The following is a 17,920-nucleotide window of genomic DNA, read 5'->3' as shown; positions in this document are numbered from 1 at the left end:
TTACTGATTCAACAGCGCCAGAATGTCCTTCGTTCGGGCTTCCATGAGCGCGGTGTCAGCGCGGGACTCCACGTTCAGGCGCACCACCGGCTCGGTATTGGACGAGCGCAGGTTAAAGCGCCACTGCGGGAACGCCATGCTGATGCCGTCGGTACGGTCAATTTCCAGCGCGTGGATGGCAAAGTGCCGCTCCACGCGGGCAATCGCCTCGGCAGGCTGTGCCAGCTTGCTGTTGATCTCTCCGCTCGCCGGGAACGCCGCCATACGGTCGCGCACCAGCTCGCCCAGGGTTTTCCCCTTCAGGCACAGCAGTTCAGTCACCAGCAGCCACGGGATCATCCCGCTGTCGCAGTAGGCAAAGTCGCGGAAGTAGTGGTGGGCGCTCATCTCGCCGCCGTAGATGGCGTCTTCTTCGCGCATGCGCTCTTTGATGAAGGCGTGACCGGTTTTGGACATCACCGGCGTGCCGCCTGCGGCAGAAACCACGTCGACGGTGTTCCAGGAGAGGCGCGGGTCATGAATGATCTTCGCGCCAGGGTTTTTCTCGAGGAACGCTTCCGCCAGCAGGCCGACAATGTAGTAGCCCTCGATGAACTGCCCTTTCTCGTCGAACAGGAAGCAGCGGTCAAAATCGCCGTCAAAGGCGATACCCATGTCCGCGCCGTGTTCAATCACCGCGTTGCGGGTGTCGTCGCGGCACTCCGGCAGCAGCGGGTTAGGAATACCGTTCGGGAAGTTGCCGTCCGGGGTGTTGTGCACTTTGACGAAGGTCACCGGCACGTTCAGTGCTTTAAAGCGCGCTTCAAGGGCATCGACCACCGGGCCAGCCGCGCCGTTGCCGGAGTTAATCACCAGCTTCAGCGGCTTCAGGTTTGCCACGTTGATGTAGCCCAGCAGGTGGTCGATGTACTCTTTCTGCAGGTTGATTTTTTTGTAGCTGCCGCGCTTCGCCTCGTTCACCGGCGGGAAATCGTTGGCTTCCGCCAGACGCTGCACGTCGCGCAGGCCGGTGTCGCCGCTGATAGGACGGGCGCCCTTGCGCACCAGCTTCATGCCGTTGTAATCCATCGGATTGTGGCTGGCCGTCACTTCAATACCGCCGTCCACGCCCAGGTGGAAGGTAGCAAAGTAAATCTCTTCGGTTCCGGAAAGACCGATGTCCAGCACGTCCACGCCCGCGTCCTGCAGCCCTTTCGCCAGCGCCAGCTTGAGGGATTCACTGGTCAGACGCACGTCGCCGCCCAGCACGATGGTCTGCGGTTTTAAGTATTCGCCGTACGCGCGGCCAATGCGCCACGCAATGTCTTCATTCAGCTCTTCGCCCAGCTTGCCGCGAATATCGTAGGCTTTAAAACAGGTTAATTTATCCATGATGACCCCTTTTTCAGGCAACAGTCGGTCCTGACCACTAAATGGCCAAATTAATTTTTTGTCATTCGTAGGCCCGGTAAGCGCAGCGCCACCGGGCATGATGCAGAGAGCTACACTCGCCCGTAGCGGTCCTGGAAGCGCACGATATCGTCCTCTTCCAGATACGAGCCGGAGCGCACCTCAATTAAGTCGAGAGGAATTTTCCCCGGGTTCTCCAGACAGTGCGTCGCCCCCAGCGGAATATAGATGGACTCGTTTTCACCCAGCAGTTTCACTTCACCGTCGATGGTGACTTTGGCGGTACCCGCGACCACCACCCAGTGCTCGGCGCGGTGATGGTGCATCTGCACCGACAGCCCCTCGCCCGGCTTCACGGTGATGCGTTTCACCTGATAGCGGTCACCGGCGTCAATGGAGTCATATTTGCCCCACGGACGGTAGACTTCGCGATGAATGTGGTGCTCGTGGCGTCCGTCCGCCTTGATCTTCTCCACCACTTTTTTAACGTCCTGCACGGCGTTACGGTCGGCAATCAGCACGGCGTCTTTGGTCTGAACCACAACAAGATCTTTTACCCCAACCGTGGTGACCAGGCCGGACTCGGCGTAGACGTAGCTGTTTTCCGTCTTATGGCTAATGACATCACCGTGATGGACGTTACCCTCCGGGGTATGGGCGCTGATCTCCCACAGGGAAGACCAGGAGCCGACATCGCTCCAGCCCGCATCCATCGGCACCACGACGGCGTCAGCCGTGCGTTCCATTACCGCATAGTCAATGGACTCTTCCGGACAGGCGAGGAAGGCCTCTTCATCCACGCGGATGAAGTCAAGATCCGGATCCACCACCGCCATCGCTTTCTCGCAGGCGCTCAGAATATCCGGGCGATATTTGCGCAGCTCTTCCAGATAGCGTCCGGCGCGGAACAGGAACATCCCGCTGTTCCAGTAATATTCCCCGCTGGCGACATACGCCTGCGCGGTTTCCAGATTCGGTTTTTCAACGAACTGCGCCACGTCAAACGCCACGCTGTCGCCTTCACCCGGCATCACGTTGCCGCGACGAATGTAGCCGTAGCCGGTTTCCGGCAGATCCGGCACGATGCCGAAGGTCACCAGCTTGCCGCGCTCAGCGTAAGGAATGGCCGCACGCACCGCGTCGCGGAAGGCCTCTTCCTGCTGGATCACGTGGTCTGCCGCCAGCACCAGCATCAGCGGGTCACAGTCCGGGCTGCTGCGTTTTGCCGCCAGCGCCGCCAGGGCGATAGCCGGTGCGGTATTGCGTCCGGCAGGCTCCAGGATGATATTTTCTGTGAGTTTGTTCAGCTGGCGCAGCTGTTCGGCAACAATAAAGCGGTGCTGTTCGTTACAGATCACCACCGGGCTTTCACACTCCACGCCGTGGAGACGGTTTACCGTCGTCTGCAGCATGGTGAGATCCCCTTTCAGGCAGAGGAACTGTTTTGGATAGAGCACGCGGGACAGCGGCCACAACCGGCTACCAGAGCCACCAGCCATCACAACCGGATACAAAGTGGTTTGACTCATGATTTATCCCCGTATATCTGCAATAAATTGGCTCAGCACGTTCTCTTTCTCGAGCGTGCGTTCGGCATATTCACGTGCCACCGTGTTCTCTTTTGGCATGGCAAGTGCCTGTTCAATGCCGGTGACCAGCGCCGGAACCGATTCCGGCTCTACGCACACCGCAATCCCCGGATAGCTGTCACACAGCTGGCCTAATTCAGTTTCGGCTTCGGCCGTAATCACCGCGTTACCGCCCACGGCCAGAATGTTGGTCAGCTTGGACGGCAGCACCGCGTCCGCCGCGCCGCGCTTTTGCACCACCAGATGGCAGTCGCCCATCTTCAGCAGCGCAGGCAATGCCTCGTAAGACTGAAGCGGGAAGAATTTCACGTTGGTCAGGCCGCGAACGCTTACCATTTTTTCCAGCCGCGCTTTTCCACCGCCCTGCCCGACAATCACAAACATCCATGGATGTTCGTTCAGCAGTTGAGCCGCCTCGATCACGCTCTCCAGCCCCTGCTTTTCGCCGATATTGCCTGAGTAAAGAATGATTTTTTGATCTTCAGGCAAACCGAGCTGCGCGCGCAGCGCCTGAGCGTCTTGCTCAGTCACGTCGCGAAAACGCGCCACTTCGGACCAGTTCGGGAAGAAGATCACCTTCTCCGCCGGGACACCTTTCTCCTGCGCTTTGTTCATCATGGAGCGCGAGATCGTTGAGACGTAGTCCACGTTGTGTAAGCCACTGCGCTCAAACGCGCTGGCGAGCTTCGCCACCTTGCCGCCTTTGCTTTTGCCTGCCATCCCCAGGCCCAGCATGGCGTCCACTTCATAATCCTGAATGTGCAGCAGGGTGCGCGCGCCGGAGAGTTTGCCCAGCAGGCGCATGCCCGGCGTGCAAAACAGCGTCGGCACCACGCCGATAATGCGATCCGGCTTCCAGCGGCGCTGCGCCATCAGCGGGAAGAAGCTGCTCAGGGCAAAGCTGCCGAGATGAATCAAGCGCTTCAGCGTCGAGGGCTGCTTAGGCACATACAGCGGGCAGCGCCAGACGGTCGCTGCACCCTCTTCGCGACGGTAGCGCCAGCTGGAGTAGCGCTCCCCTACTTTCCACTCCGGGTAGTACGGCGGCGCGGTAATGACCCGCACGTCATGTCCCTGGCTCGCCATCCACTCGACCATCTCGCCGGTGTATTTCCCGATACCGGTTAATTCCGGCGAGTAGTTGATTCCGTATACGAGGATCTTCATAAGCCCGGCACCCCGGACTGACGTTCAGCGAGGAAATAGGCACGGCTGTTGTCATGCACATTGTCGCTCGCCAGCAGCGCCTCTAGCGTCTGCCAGCGGTAGTCGTCATGCTGAGAATCAGGCAGACGCAGGTCTGCCTCACTCACCTTCAGGCGGAACCCCAGCACGATGTAGTGCGTGGAGAACCCGGTGCCCGAAAAGTTATCGTCATAGAAGTGCTGCCAGACCCCGTAAAACCGGCCCGCTGCCATCGGCAACTGCAGGCCCAGTTCCGCCAGAGTGAGACGCTCAAACGCATCGGTCAGCGTCTCATCCTTTTGCACGCGCCCGCCGGGCACGAACCAGAAGCCCTGTGCAGGACGGTTGGTTCGTTTCCCCAGCAAGAACTCGCCGCGTTCGTTCTCCACGATCAAATCAATTGAGATGAGCGGAGTGGAACGCACTACCGTGGCAAAATCTTCCTGACTTAAAAACATCGTTACCCCCGGAAGCGGTGCTGGTTTTCCAGGAACCACTGATAGGTGCTGGCCAGCCCCTGCTCCAGTGACACCTCGTGATACCAGCCCAGCTGATGCAGACGGGTCACGTCCAGCAGTTTGCGCGGCGTGCCGTCCGGTTTCGTGGCGTCAAACACCACGCGGCCTTTGTAGCCCACCACCTGCGCGATGGTCTGCGCCAGCTCGCGAATGGTGCAGTCCACGCCGGTGCCCACGTTGATGTGCGACAGCATCGGCTCGGTGTTCTCCTGCCACACCTCGCGATCCAGCTCCATCACGTGAATGCTGGCCGCAGCCATGTCGTCCACGTGCAGGAATTCGCGCATCGGCGTACCGCTGCCCCACACCACCACATCCGGCGCGTTCTCCGCGGTCGCCTCGTGGAAGCGGCGCAGCAGCGCCGGGATCACGTGCGAATTGCTCGGGTGGAAGTTGTCGTGCGGTCCGTACAGGTTGGTCGGCATTACCGAGCGATAGTCGCGGTTGTACTGACGGTTGTAGGACTCGCACAGCTTGATCCCGGCAATTTTGGCAATCGCGTACGGCTCGTTGGTGGCTTCAAGCGTGCCCTGCAGCAGCTCGCTTTCAGCGATCGGCTGTTTTGCCATTTTCGGGTAAATACAGGATGAGCCGAGGAACAGCAGCTTGTTCACGTTGTGCAGATGCGCCGCGTGAATGATGTTGCTCTCGATCATCATGTTCTCGTAGATGAAATCCGCCGGGTAGGTGTTGTTGGCAACAATGCCGCCCACCTTCGCCGCCGCCAGATACACCTGGTCAATACGTTCGTTCGCAAAGAAGTCCTGTACCGCACGGCTGTCGAGCAGGTTCAGCTCGTCGCGCGTGCGGACAACCACTTCGACGTCACCGCGCTGTTCGAGCTGGCGAACAATCGCGGAACCCACCATTCCGCGATGACCGGCGACAAAAATACGTTGTTTTGTCATTCTCAGGACTCCAGCGCGATGGCAACCTCGTAGCCATGAGATTTGAGCAGGGAGTGTTTTTTCGCTGCTTCAAGATCTTTGGCTACCATCTCGGAAACCATCTCCTGCAGAGTGGTTTCTGGTTTCCAGCCCAGCTTCTCGTGCGCTTTGGTTGGGTCGCCCAGCAGGGTTTCCACTTCAGCAGGACGGAAGTAGCGTGGGTCAACCTGCACAATCACGTCGCCTGGCTTCACGCCCGGTGCGTCGTGGCCGGTCACGGAAACCACGATGCCCTTCTCTTCTACGCCGGTGCCTTCGAAGCGCAGCTTGATGCCCAATTGAGCGGCAGCCATTTCGACGAACTGACGAACGGAGTACTGCACGCCGGTGGCGATCACGAAGTCTTCTGGCTGTTCCTGCTGCAGCATCATCCACTGCATTTTCACGTAGTCTTTGGCATGGCCCCAGTCACGCAGGGAGTCCATGTTGCCGAGGTGCAGGCACGATTCCAGACCCTGCGCAATGTTGGCAATAGCGCGGGTGATTTTGCGGGTTACGAAGGTTTCGCCGCGACGTGGAGATTCGTGGTTGAACAGAATGCCGTTACAGGCGTACATGCCGTAGGATTCACGGTAGTTCACGGTGATCCAGTAGGCGTACAGTTTCGCTACCGCGTACGGAGAACGTGGGTAGAACGGCGTGGTCTCTTTCTGTGGGATTTCCTGCACCAGGCCGTACAGCTCAGAGGTGGATGCCTGGTAGAAACGGGTTTTCTTCTCAAGACCCAGGAAGCGGATCGCTTCCAGCAGACGCAGGGTACCCATGGCGTCCACGTCAGCGGTGTATTCCGGGGATTCGAAGGAGACCGCAACGTGACTCATCGCGCCCAGGTTGTACACTTCATCCGGCTGCACTTCCTGCAGGATACGGGTCAGGTTGGAGGTATCGGTCAGGTCGCCGTAGTGCAGGTGGAATTTCGGGTTCGCCGCGTGAGGATCCTGATAAATATGATCGACACGTTCGGTGTTAAATGAAGACGCACGACGTTTAATACCGTGTACTTCATAACCTTTTTCCAGCAGTAACTCTGCCAGGTAAGAACCATCCTGCCCGGTAACGCCGGTGATGAGAGCGACTTTAGACATGTTTATATTCCTCTACTTATGAATTTAATCAGTTTCAACGCGTTCGCGTATCACCACTGCGGGGTTGCCACGACAAATTTTATTTGCCGGTAGCGATTTAAAAACGCTGCTGCGGGCACCGACTACCGTGCCATCGCCAACAGAAACACCCGGTGCAACAAAAACATCCGTTGCCAGCCAGCATTTTTCACCGATCACAATAGGCGAAGCGGTAATATCAAAATGCTGACTCATAAAGTCGTGGCTGCCGGTGCACAAATAACATTTCTGTGAAACCACCGAATTCGCGCCAATCGTAATCTCGCCCAGGGTATATAACACCGCCTCATCCCCTACCCAGGCGTAATCCCCAAGCGTTAATTTCCAGGGATAGGTAATTTTCACCGAAGGACGAATGACTACGTTTTTTCCTATTTTTGCGCCAAACAGACGCAATAAAAATGCTCGCCAGCGGTACAGTATTTGCGGTGACCAGGCAAATAGGGTGGACTGAACCGCCCACCATAGCTGCACTTTAATACCGCCCGCCCCCCGAAAACCTTTCGGTACGGAGAAACCGTTCAGATCCTGCATTACGTTTCCTTATATTCAGGCTTTGTTATATAAGGCTTTCGTTTTACTCGTGGTACGCACGCGTAAAAAATAAGATAATTCCGCCCAGAATCCCGGCACGCGTAATATTTTACGCTGTACGTTTTTGGCATCCTGGCACAATTCCAGATTATTCGAGGTTGACACACCACCCATTGAAAACTCAGATACCAGCCCTTTAATTCGGCGGAACGGGTAACCTGACTTATACAGACTGGCGGCCAGTGCATAATCGGATGACACTTTATACTGCAAATCGTAAGGCTGTTTTTTCAGACCTTTTACCGGGAAGAAAATGGCCTGATGGCTGGCCGGTAAGCTGTGATAGATATACCAGCCCGGCTTCGCGCTGCGGCACACTTTATGTCCGTCGCCAAAATCAAGCAGCGCATCGCCAATATACATGGCGTCCTCTTTCTGGCGCGCCAGCTGGCGGGCAAACAGCGCCACGTCGTCATGGAAGATATCACCCGAATTCAGGAAGATGGCATAACGGCCTTGCGCCATGTTAATGCCTTTGTTCATTGCATCGTAGATGCCTTTATCTTTCTCGCTGATGTAGCGTAAGTTGAACTCACCGTTGAGTTTTTCCAGAAACTCTGCCGTGCCATCGTTCGAGCCGCCGTCGACCACAATCCACTCAAAGGTGAGGCTTGGATCGCGCGCCAGGTTGCGCAGCGAGCGCCAGGTTTTTACCACCCCTTCGTAATTACGAAAAGCGACAGTAATGACGCTAAGAAACATAAATCACCTCATTTCGTCATACGTGCGTAATATTAAGCGCCTTGCGCAGAATAAACGGACAGACAATCAAGAAAGCATATTCCGGGCTAAATATTGACCCGGTAAAAAACAGCGACACGGGCGTAAACAGATAAAGTTGCACGCGAAAGTTCTGGTTATCACCAAACGCGTTAATCATCATTTTGAAAACTTTAAACAGATACCACAGCGTCAACAGTACGGCGAACCACGAAAAATAAATAATTAACAGATACAGACCATTGTCTATGGTTTTACCGACATCCGCACCGTTAAAGATTCCGAATGATGCAACATATTCGTAAAGTGAGCCGAATCTTACTACACCATCAATATGGGTTAAGGAATAACCCACCATCACCAGCGGTCCAATGATGCGATAATAGGATGAGGATCCTTCCGTTCCCAAATCACCCAGACGTTCTGAGATGTAGGGGAAGGCAAATATCACGCCCACCATAAATACCGTCAGGGAGATAATCGCCAGCGGCATTTTTTTCTTAATCGCATCTTTGTTCAGGTACTGAAACGCCCATTCCAGCAGGTAAAACAGGATAAATGTCATTACCCCTGAGAACGATCCAGACAGAACGATTCCTGCAAGAATCATAGCATCGGTCTTAGGCGTTTTGATACCAAACTGTTTGATGCTGAGCCAAATTGAGATTAACGCCAAAGCGAAAAACGCCGGTTCAAAATAGAGGGCCGTGGTACGCTTCCCGCCGAACTTGATGAAGTTCAATACATAGCTGTTGCTGTAAATGAGATATTTCGAAATTATCTCCATCAGGCTGCTGCCGCCGGTAAGAATAATTTGCGCCATCTCCATAGCAGCAAGCATAACAATTAACGCAACGGCAATATAAAAGAACCTGAGGATTTTCCGATAATTGTGCGGAGAAATCGTTTTAAAGCGAATACTCCAGACCATGCCGATAATAATGACAATATAAACAAACAGCATGGTCGAGGTGACGTATTTACTGGCATCCAGCGACTGGCCGAAGATATAGTTAAACAGCGTCAGGCCCGTACCCAACCCTAAGGCAATCATCAGCTTCTTCAGGTTGATTTTATCGACATACAGCAGAAGCAGAACGGGCAAGAAGGTGACGATGGTTATCGGGAAGCTTTCGCCGAGCTGGGCAATCTTAACGTTGACCAGCAGGTAAATCAGCGGCAGCAGCAGATAACTACAGATTCTGATAGAACGAGACATACTCCTCCAGCATCTGTTGTCCACTGTAGGCCTTGCGGCTGCGGTTGCGGAACGATTCCAGGTCGGTGCCAAAAACGGCCTGAGCGATCTGCGCCTTCGGCAATTGCACCAGCGGCAGAACCTCCTGCTCCGCAAAAGTTTTCCCGCCGGATTTTTCCAGCACCTCACGTGCCGCATCGCTGTGGGTGGCAATCACCGGCACGCCGATGGAGAGCGCTTCACAGAGGATCAGCGGGTAGTTATCCACGCGGGAGCTGAACACCAGCGCATCCATTTCATTCAGCGCGCTCATCAGCTTGCGCTTATCGGTTTCAAACCCGTGGTTGACCACGTTAGCCCCTTCGAACGGTGAAAATTTGCCGAAGGTGTGAAGCTCAATTTTGTCACCCAGCGCCATCATGTCGCGCACCAGCTGCTGGTTGGTTTTCCCGTCGTAACGCAGGTCATGCGCAACGATAGCGATTTTCGGTTTGCCCGTGGTTTGCGCCACCGGCGTCAGGTCGGCGAGAATGGCTTCCGTCGCCACGTCGATGCCGTTGTTAATAATCTGGCAGCGCCCTGCCCCGTACAGACTGTTGAAGGCATCGGCCACGTGCTGGCTCGGGGAGATAAACGTACACCCGAGCGAGAGCATGTCGCGGAAAAGCTGACGCTTTCCGGCCACCAGCTTGTGCGCGCGATCCACCTTCACCGGCGGATAGTTGCTCAGCGTCGGGCATTTCTGGCAGTTGTTTTTCCAGCCTTCGCAGCCGTCGGTAAACGCGCAACGGCCGGTTACGCTCCAGTGATCGTGCAGCGTCCAGACGAAGCGGGTGTCGGGCTTGTGGGCCTGCACCTTCTGACAAAACGCCACCACCTCTTCCAGATTGAGCCAGTAGCTGTGCAGCACGTGAAAATGCAGCACAACCGGGCCGGTAGTGCGGGTCACCGTGCGATAAAGCGTATTCAGGTTGCCAAACAGATCGCGGTTAAACAGACGGAACAGCGCGATATTGGCAATCGAGGTCAGGCGCGGCGTGTGCTTGTGCACCTGCGGGAAGTTATCGTGACTGACGCTTTTCTTGCCGCCCTTGCCATAGCCATAAATAAAACGAGACTGAAGTCCTTTTTGCAGCGCGCGCTGGTGCAGATCCAGCGCCACCCCTGCTGCTCCGCCTTCTGCGAGGCGTACGTTAAATTGCAGAATATTCATTTAATCACCTTCACGCGGGCTTTTTCTCCCACCACCAGCGCGTTATCCGGAATGGTGTCCAGCACCACGCTGCCCGCACCAATCGTGACGTTGTTACCAATCGTAATGTCGCCAATGATCACCACGTTCGCGCCCAGCTCGACGTTGTTGCCAATGACCGGGCAGGCCAGGCTGTCTGGCCCACGGTTGCCAATGGTCACCCCATGGCGGATGGTGAAATCATCCCCGGCGACCACGAACTTGTTGATCACCACCGCATAGCCGTGATGGATGGTAAAGCGACGGCCAATGGTGGCAGCAGCCTGAATTTCATAGCCAAAAAAGCATTCGGTAATGATGCGGTACAGCACCAGCACGGGGGCCGCCCAGATGTTGTTCAGGATATTTTTCTTACGCCACACCGAGCAAAAATGCGCGATGCGGTACGCCAGAACCATGCAGCAAGGGCGCAGGCTCCAGCTGTTAGCGCGGCAATCTTCCAGAAACATTATTTCCCCCGAAGTCCATCAGCCAGGCGCTTGCCGTTACGTATGGACAACAGCGTCAGCAGCGTGCGCCAGTTCATGCGCTTATTGCGGATCTGATAGAGGGTAAAGAGCTGATATTTACGGCTGGCACGGTCAAACTTGTCCTTGTGCTTGCGGTAAAAATGGAAGTAGCCCGAGAACTTCTTCGGCGACGAGGTGATCTGCATCTCCCCGTGGTTGATGTGCAGGATCTGCGTGGCCTCTTCCACTTTCCACGGCTCGCCATACTCCACCACCATCCGCAGGAAGATGTCGTAATCCTGCGCGGCCTTCAGTTCGGTATCGAACAGGCACTCCTTGAAGCGCCACGCCCAGGTGAAGACCTGGTTACCAATGATGTTGCGCTTGTAGAACAGGCATCGAGAGTACGGTGATTTCGGATAGAGCGGCAGGCTGGCAGGCTGCGAGTACACCTCGCCCTGACAGACATAGTCGTTGGCATACAGGAACGCGTGCGTGACCAGCTGCTCTTTATGCGACAGGAAAATAGACAGGCGGTTCGGCGTCCATTCGTCATCGTCGTCGATGCCGGTCAGATACTGACCTTTGGCCTGCATAATCGCCTGATTTCGTACAGCGCAGGCGCCGGAGTTAATCTCGTTGTGGGTATAGACCACCCGCGGGTCGTTGAGGTCAGTCACGAATTTTTGCAGCTGTTCATACGAGGAAGAGCAGTCATCAACGATGATCAGCTCCCAGTTATCGTAATCCTGACGTAACACCGACTTGATTGCGCGGATCGCCAGCTGCTGACGATTCCATGTCGGCATATAGATTGAAACTAAAGGGCGTTGTGTGGTCATGATCTTCCCCTGATCCCTCACCCCGCCCCTCGGGAGAGGGTTAGGGTGAGGGGGATTGTTATTTGCTGTCAGACTTATATTCGTACTCGTAATACCCGTAATCCTGGTACCCGGTCGCACGGCGGAAGATGGAGTTCAGGATCACCCCTTTCACCTCAATCCCGTTCTGCTCGAAGCGGCTCAGGCTGGTTTCCACCTCTTTCAGCGTATTCACCGCGTAACGCGCCACCATCAGCGTCGTACCCGCATGGCGCCCCACAACGGCAGCGTCGGTCACGGCCAGAATCGGCGGCGTATCGATCAGCACCAGGTCGTAGTTTTTGCTCGCCCACTCCACCAGCTCGGTAAAGCGTTCGCTCATCAGCAGCTCGGACGGGTTAGGCGGTACCTGACCACGTGGGATCAGGTCAAATTTCGGCACGGTAGTCGGTTTTGCGCTCTGGCTGATGTCACCTTTGCCAAGCAGGATCTCCGACAGACCGTTGACGTTATTGGTGCCCAGCAGCTCGTGGGTGTAGCCCTTGCGCATATCGCAGTCGATCAGCAGCACGCGCTTGTTGGTCTGGCTAACGACCGCCGCCAGGTTGGCGCAGACGAAGGTTTTACCGATTGACGGGCTGACGCCGGTTAACATCAGGACGTTGTTTTTAGCCTGCATCATGGCGAAGTGCAGACTGGTGCGCAGGCTGCGTATCGCTTCAATCGCCAGGTCGGTTGGGTTACCCACCGCCAGCAGCTGGCTCTGTTTGTAACGCTTAACGCCTTTGATGGTTTTGACGCTGTCACGGGATTTTTGCCACTCAGACAGCGGAATGCTGGCATAGACGTTGATACCGTTCTCTTCCAGCACCTGCGGGCTTTCGATACCGCGGTTGAACAGCGAACGCAGCAGCACGCCAACGATGGAGAGCATCAGGCCGAGAATAATGCTGCCGAGAATGATCAGCGCTTTCTTCGGCTTCAGCACGCCAGGCTGGGTAATCGCCGGGTCGACGATGCGCACGTCACCCACGGTGCTTGCCTCGGTGATTTTCAGCTCCTGCTGCTTGTTCAGCAGCTGCATGTAAACCTGCTGTCCTGACTCCACGTCGCGGGTCAGACGCACGATCTCCTGCTGCGTTTTCGGCATCGCGGTCACACGGTCATTGAGCTTCGCCTTCTCCTCTTCCAGCGTGCGGCGTTTCTCCAGCAGCGTGCGGTAAGCCGGGTGACGTTTGGTGTAAAGCTTGGAGATCTCCGCCTCTTTGAAGGTCAGTTCGTTGAGCTGAGCGTCAATGTTGACCATCGAATCGAGGACCGATTTCGCCTCCAGCGGCAGGTCGACAGAGTCTTTATCCTGGCGGTAGGCGTTCAGCTTGTTCTCGGCATCATCCAGGCGGGCGCGCACTTCCGGGAGCTGTTTCGACAGGAACGCCAGGCTTTTCGCCGCTTCAGCCGACTTACGCTCAACGTTCTGCTCAAGGTAATTGCGGGTAATGCTGTTCAGGATGTCGCGGATCTGATCCTTATCTTCCCCGGTAAAGGTCATGCTCAGCACGCCGGTGTCCTTACCGTTTTCGGTGACGGTCAGGTTGTTTTGCAGGTTGTTGATCATCCCCAGCGTGGAGAATTTGGTGACGGTAAACTCCCCGCCCTCCTGGGCGTTGATCGCACTGACCATCATGCTGACGCCGTCTTTGCTCAGCATCTGTCCGACTTCACCGCGCGCGCTAAAGCCCGCGTCGCTGGTTAACTGATACTGTTTCGGGCCAAGCACCGTCAGGGTAAAGGTCTGATCGGCTGCCCCTTTTGGCAGTACGAAGTCAGTGACCTTCACCGTGTCGTTGCTTCTGCCCATCAGCCGATCCCAGCCCGCACCAAAGATTGGGAAGGTATTTTTGGTGACGGAGATATCGAGCCCAAGGTCGTGAACCGTTTTACCCAGCACCAGACGTGACTGGATGAGCTGGATTTCAGCGTCAGAGGCCGGCGGCTTGTTCGCCAGCGCGGAGCCAATGTCCTGCACCAGCGAGTTACCGGTATTCTGCTCGATCTGCACCAGCGCATCGGCGCTGTAGATAGGGGTGGCGAACAGCGTATAGACGACGGCCGCCGCGGCAAACACGGCGGTAATGCCCAGCACCCACCACTTTGCCTCGATAACCGTGCCAACCAGGCGCCCAATATCAATTTCATCACTGCCCGAAGTCGGGGCGGCAGAAGGTTTTGTTTTTTCTGTCATTGTTATCCCTGCTGAGCTTTCAGTGCCTGCGCCCACTGTTGGGCAGACTGGTCAAGTAAGGTGTAAACCGCCTCGAAAGCCTCATGGCTTTTGCGATATGGATCGGGGATTTCACGTTCATTGTCCCAGTGTCCAAACAGCATCACCTTACCGCGCATCTCCGGAGCGATATCGCACAGCGCTTGAATATGGCGTTTTTCCATCGCCAGAATCAGGCCATACTCACGGCACATGCGGCCAGTGACCTGGCGGGCAACATGCCCGTCGAGAGAGAGGTGATGGTCCCGCGCCACGCTCATTGCGCGCTCATCGGCACCTTTACCGACCAGTGCACCCAGCCCTGCCGAATCAACGGTCAGTTCGGGCTGGTAGTGTTTCAACAACCGTTCAGCCGTAGGGGAACGGCAAATGTTCCCCACGCATACCACCAGAATTTTGTTAAACATCGCGGATTACCAGGTATGAATGTCGCGCGCCGTATCCGTCATGTAGCGAACGCCACTGATGGTTGGCAGCAACTGGTTGATCAGACGGTTCCAGCGGGCAACCGGTGCGGTAGTGACATACACCACGTCGTATGGCTGGAGACGGAACTCCGTCGCCATCACCAGAGAGGTCGCATCGGACATATCCAGCTGGTAGATGTTGGCAATCTTGCCTTTCGCGCTGCCCTCACCTTTCAGCGGACGGATCACGAAGATACCGGTCGCGTTAGAGGTCGTCAGATCGATACCCTCAGCATTGCCCAGCGCTTCGGTCAGCGTCATACCGCTGAAGTCCATCTTGAGGGTGCTCTGTTTCTTCACTTCACCCATCACGAAGACTTTGAGATCGTCATTGCGTGGTACATAGAGGATGTCGCCCGGATAAAGCAGGCGGTTCTGGGTCAGATCGCCGTTTTGCATCAGCGCCTGCAGCGAAATGCGCTGCTCTTTCCCGTTGTGGGTCAGTACCACGTTGCGCCAGTCGGCGCCGTCGGTTAACCCGCCTGCGGCGTTAATGGCGTCCAGCACGGTCAGAGGAACGTTGGTGATGGCCTGCTGACCAGATTTGTTCACCTGGCCGGAGATATAGGCTTTTTGCGAGCGGAATGCGGCGATATTAACGTCCACCTGCGGATCGGCGATGTACTGCGCTAAGCGGCCGGTAATATCACTGCGGATCTCGGCAAGCGTTTTCCCTGCTACATGGACTTTACCAATGTAGGGATAGAACATGGTGCCATCTGACTGCACCCAGTTACCGGTGTCGCTTGAGCTGCGGTACTGGCCCGCTGGCGTGGTCAGTTCGGGGTGATCCCAGACGGTCACGTTAATGACGTCTCCAGGCCCTACGCGATACTGGTAGGAAGCAATTTCCTGATCCAGTGACATATTTGGCTGGGCAACGTTTGGACGTGGGCGTAATTGTTCGACCAGACGAGGCGTAAGTGGATAAACATTCACCATTTTGTCGAGATCAAAATCGGCATCCTGTTGCTTGATCACATCCTTGCCCATTGTAGACATATTGCTTCCGGGAAAGACCGTGCAACCGCTCATCAAGGTCACAGACACCAATAATGGCATCAATTTCATTTTGGAGTTCATCATTGATTATTTATCACTTTGGCAGAGTAATTATCCTGTGCAATTTAAATACGTGTGAATCTAAAATGCATTAAGAATGTAGCTAATTAAATAAAAATATAAGTGGCATCATTCCTAAAAAAAACGCTATTTGGCCAGTCACTGTTGACAACGTAATCATGGCCCACCCACACAGATTCAGGCACGCTACCGCCCTTGGCTTCCAGCTACCAATACGCTATAACACAATGAATTACAGGCAAAAAACCGCAAGAATTTTTTGCTGGTGAAATAAATGAAGCATTCAAAATACGCAGGCACTATTTCGTTAATCGCCCAAAAAAAACATCAATCCTTAACGGGAGATATCCTTTTTTAGGCTAATAATCTTGTAACAGTTAATCCCAAAACAGGCAAGAAAACGGGTTCCGAACGTCAACTTTTAAGAATTTATTTAGAAATGCACTTTATTTTTAAGAATTTCTTTATGTTGACAGCGTTATGATTGACCATCTTTTAATGCGATATTTCTTAATTTTGTTATTTCGGATAAATACAGATTTTCTGTATAAATTAAAACTATTATACCCGCCAGTTTTAATTTAATGATTATTGAGAGAAATCTCATACTGACATTGCATTTTCCCACAGCTTTATCCATGATCGAATTGTGTCATTAGTCATGTTAAAGAAGGTATTGCTACTACTATGGAATGGATTGCCGATCCCTCAATCTGGGCCGGGCTGGTTACGCTGGTTGTCATCGAGCTGGTGCTCGGGATTGATAATCTGGTTTTTATCGCCATCCTCGCTGAAAAACTGCCCCCTTCCCAGCGCGATCGCGCGCGCGTAACGGGGCTGCTGCTGGCGATGGTGATGCGCTTACTGCTGCTGGCCTCTATTTCCTGGCTGGTCACGCTCACTCAGCCTCTGTTCTCCATTCACGGTCTGAGCTTTAGCGCCCGCGATCTGATCATGCTCTTCGGCGGGCTATTCCTGCTGTTCAAAGCCACCGTGGAGCTCAACGAGCGGCTGGAAGGCAAAGACAGCGAGAACCCGACCCAGCGCCGCGGAGCAAAATTCTGGCCGGTGGTCGCGCAAATCGTGGTGCTGGATGCGGTCTTCTCCCTGGACTCGGTGATCACCGCCGTCGGGATGGTGGACCACCTTGCGGTGATGATGGCCGCGGTCATTATTGCCATCACGCTGATGGTCATGGCCAGCAAGGCACTGACCCGCTTCGTGAACAGTCACCCGACCATCGTTATCCTTTGCCTGAGCTTCCTGCTGATGATTGGCTTCAGCCTGGTGGCCGACGGTTTTGGCTTCCATATTCCGAAAGGCTACCTGTATGCCGCCATCGGGTTCTCCGTCATGATTGAAGCGCTTAACCAGCTGGCTATATTCAACCGCCGTCGCTTCCTTTCCGCCAATCAGACTCTGCGTCAGCGCACAGCCGACACGGTCATGCGTCTGTTAAGCGGCAAGAAAGAGGATGCGGAGCTGGACGCCGAATCCTCCGCCATGCTGGCCGACCACAGCGACGGGCAGATCTTTGACCCGCAGGAACGACGGATGATTGAGCGAGTGCTCAATCTGAACCAGCGTACGGTCAGCAGCATTATGACGTCGCGGCATGACATTGAGCATATTGACCTGACGGCCCCGGAAGCGCACATTCGCGCCCTGCTGGATAAAAACCAGCACACCCGCGTGGTGGTGACCGGCGGGGAAGCGGAAGAGGAGCTATTGGGCGTGGTACACGTCATTGATCTGCTCCAGCAGCAGCTCCACGGTGAGCCGCTCAATCTCCGCGCCCTGGTTCGCCAGCCGCTGGTCTTCCCGGAGGGGCTGCCGTTGCTTTCCGCCCTTGAGCAATTCCGTAACGCGCGCACCCACTTTGCCTTTGTGGTGGATGAGTTTGGTTCGGTGGAAGGGCTGGTCACGCTCAGCGACGTGATGGAAACCATTGCCGGTAATCTGCCAAACGAGGTGGATGAGATTGACGCCCGCCACGACATTCAGAAAAACGCCGACGGCTCGTGGACGGCTAACGGCCATATGCCGCTGGAAGACCTGGTGCAGTATGTGCCGCTGCCGCTGGATGATAAACGGGAATACCACACCATTGCCGGTCTGCTGATGGAGTATTTGCAGCGTATCCCACAGCCGGGGGAAGAGGTTCAGGTCGGCGACTATCGGCTTAAAACGCTCCAGATTGAAAACCATCGCGTGCAGAAGGTTCAGCTGATACCGCTGCGGGAAGAGGAAGAACTGGATTTTGAGGTGTAAAAAAGCCGGGTGGCGTTTCGCTCACCCGGCCT

At 55.2% G+C, this 17,920-nt stretch carries 16 protein-coding genes; 1 reads left to right on the top strand and 15 read right to left on the bottom strand.

What is annotated here, in order from left to right; genetic code table 11:
• From cpsG to AA74_RS0120930, 15 genes are all read right to left on the bottom strand, one after another.
• Complete coding sequence (gene cpsG, locus AA74_RS0121000) at positions 1-1,371, bottom strand: colanic acid biosynthesis phosphomannomutase CpsG (protein ID WP_025913262.1); 1,371 nt, start codon at positions 1,369-1,371, stop codon at positions 1-3.
• A 110-nt stretch (positions 1,372-1,481) separates the two neighbouring features.
• Positions 1,482-2,918, bottom strand: coding sequence for a mannose-1-phosphate guanyltransferase (gene cpsB, locus AA74_RS0120995; RefSeq protein ID WP_025913261.1), 1,437 nt, complete (start codon positions 2,916-2,918; stop codon positions 1,482-1,484).
• Positions 2,919-2,921: 3 nt separating this feature from the next.
• Complete coding sequence (gene wcaI, locus AA74_RS0120990; protein WP_025913259.1) at positions 2,922-4,145, bottom strand: colanic acid biosynthesis fucosyltransferase WcaI; 1,224 nt, start codon at positions 4,143-4,145, stop codon at positions 2,922-2,924.
• A complete protein-coding gene (locus AA74_RS0120985; RefSeq protein WP_025913257.1) occupies positions 4,142-4,621 on the bottom strand; it encodes a GDP-mannose mannosyl hydrolase in 480 nt (159 codons plus the stop codon). The genes wcaI and AA74_RS0120985 overlap by 4 nt, the downstream gene beginning before the upstream one ends.
• Before the next feature lie 2 nt (positions 4,622-4,623).
• Positions 4,624-5,589: a GDP-L-fucose synthase gene (locus AA74_RS0120980; protein ID WP_013097874.1), complete on the bottom strand. Its 966-nt coding sequence runs from the start codon at positions 5,587-5,589 to the stop codon at positions 4,624-4,626.
• A gap of 2 nt (positions 5,590-5,591) precedes the next feature.
• Positions 5,592-6,713, bottom strand: coding sequence for a GDP-mannose 4,6-dehydratase (gene gmd, locus AA74_RS0120975; protein WP_003863514.1), 1,122 nt, complete (start codon positions 6,711-6,713; stop codon positions 5,592-5,594).
• 24 nt (positions 6,714-6,737) lie between these two features.
• Positions 6,738-7,286: a colanic acid biosynthesis acetyltransferase WcaF gene (wcaF, locus tag AA74_RS0120970; protein ID WP_025913252.1), complete on the bottom strand. Its 549-nt coding sequence runs from the start codon at positions 7,284-7,286 to the stop codon at positions 6,738-6,740.
• Positions 7,287-7,301: 15 nt separating this feature from the next.
• A complete protein-coding gene (gene wcaE, locus AA74_RS0120965) occupies positions 7,302-8,048 on the bottom strand; it encodes a colanic acid biosynthesis glycosyltransferase WcaE (RefSeq protein ID WP_008499420.1) in 747 nt (248 codons plus the stop codon).
• A gap of 16 nt (positions 8,049-8,064) precedes the next feature.
• Positions 8,065-9,285, bottom strand: a complete 1,221-nt coding sequence (gene wcaD / locus AA74_RS0120960; RefSeq protein WP_025913250.1) for a colanic acid polymerase WcaD — start codon at positions 9,283-9,285, stop codon at positions 8,065-8,067.
• The gene (gene wcaC / locus AA74_RS0120955) at positions 9,260-10,477 is read right to left on the bottom strand and encodes a colanic acid biosynthesis glycosyltransferase WcaC (RefSeq protein ID WP_023293848.1); all 1,218 of its coding nucleotides are present in this window, start codon (positions 10,475-10,477) and stop codon (positions 9,260-9,262) included. Before wcaC ends, wcaD begins: the two co-directional genes overlap by 26 nt.
• Positions 10,474-10,965 (bottom strand): colanic acid biosynthesis acetyltransferase WcaB, encoded by a 492-nt coding sequence (gene wcaB / locus AA74_RS0120950; RefSeq protein WP_008499417.1) that lies wholly within the window; start codon positions 10,963-10,965, stop codon positions 10,474-10,476. Before wcaB ends, wcaC begins: the two co-directional genes overlap by 4 nt.
• Entirely contained in the window at positions 10,965-11,807 is an 843-nt protein-coding gene (gene wcaA / locus AA74_RS0120945; protein WP_025913249.1) for a colanic acid biosynthesis glycosyltransferase WcaA, read from the bottom strand. The genes wcaB and wcaA overlap by 1 nt, the downstream gene beginning before the upstream one ends.
• Positions 11,808-11,865: 58 nt before the next feature.
• Positions 11,866-14,028, bottom strand: a complete 2,163-nt coding sequence (gene wzc / locus AA74_RS0120940) for a tyrosine-protein kinase Wzc (RefSeq protein ID WP_008499415.1) — start codon at positions 14,026-14,028, stop codon at positions 11,866-11,868.
• Between the two features lie 2 nt (positions 14,029-14,030).
• Positions 14,031-14,474: a low molecular weight protein-tyrosine-phosphatase Wzb gene (gene wzb / locus AA74_RS0120935; RefSeq protein ID WP_025913248.1), complete on the bottom strand. Its 444-nt coding sequence runs from the start codon at positions 14,472-14,474 to the stop codon at positions 14,031-14,033.
• 6 nt (positions 14,475-14,480) lie between these two features.
• Positions 14,481-15,620, bottom strand: coding sequence for a polysaccharide export protein (locus tag AA74_RS0120930; RefSeq protein ID WP_008499413.1), 1,140 nt, complete (start codon positions 15,618-15,620; stop codon positions 14,481-14,483).
• A gap of 684 nt (positions 15,621-16,304) precedes the next feature.
• On the opposite strand from AA74_RS0120930, the gene AA74_RS0120925 reads away from it, so the two are divergent.
• The gene (locus AA74_RS0120925) at positions 16,305-17,888 is read left to right on the top strand and encodes a TerC family protein (protein WP_008499412.1); all 1,584 of its coding nucleotides are present in this window, start codon (positions 16,305-16,307) and stop codon (positions 17,886-17,888) included.
• Positions 17,889-17,920 lie beyond the last annotated feature (32 nt).

The organism is Enterobacter sp. 5-4, from assembly GCF_000612205.1.
GTDB classification, from domain to species: domain Bacteria; phylum Pseudomonadota; class Gammaproteobacteria; order Enterobacterales; family Enterobacteriaceae; genus Enterobacter; species Enterobacter roggenkampii.
This window is presented reverse-complemented; position numbering and strand designations above follow the sequence as displayed.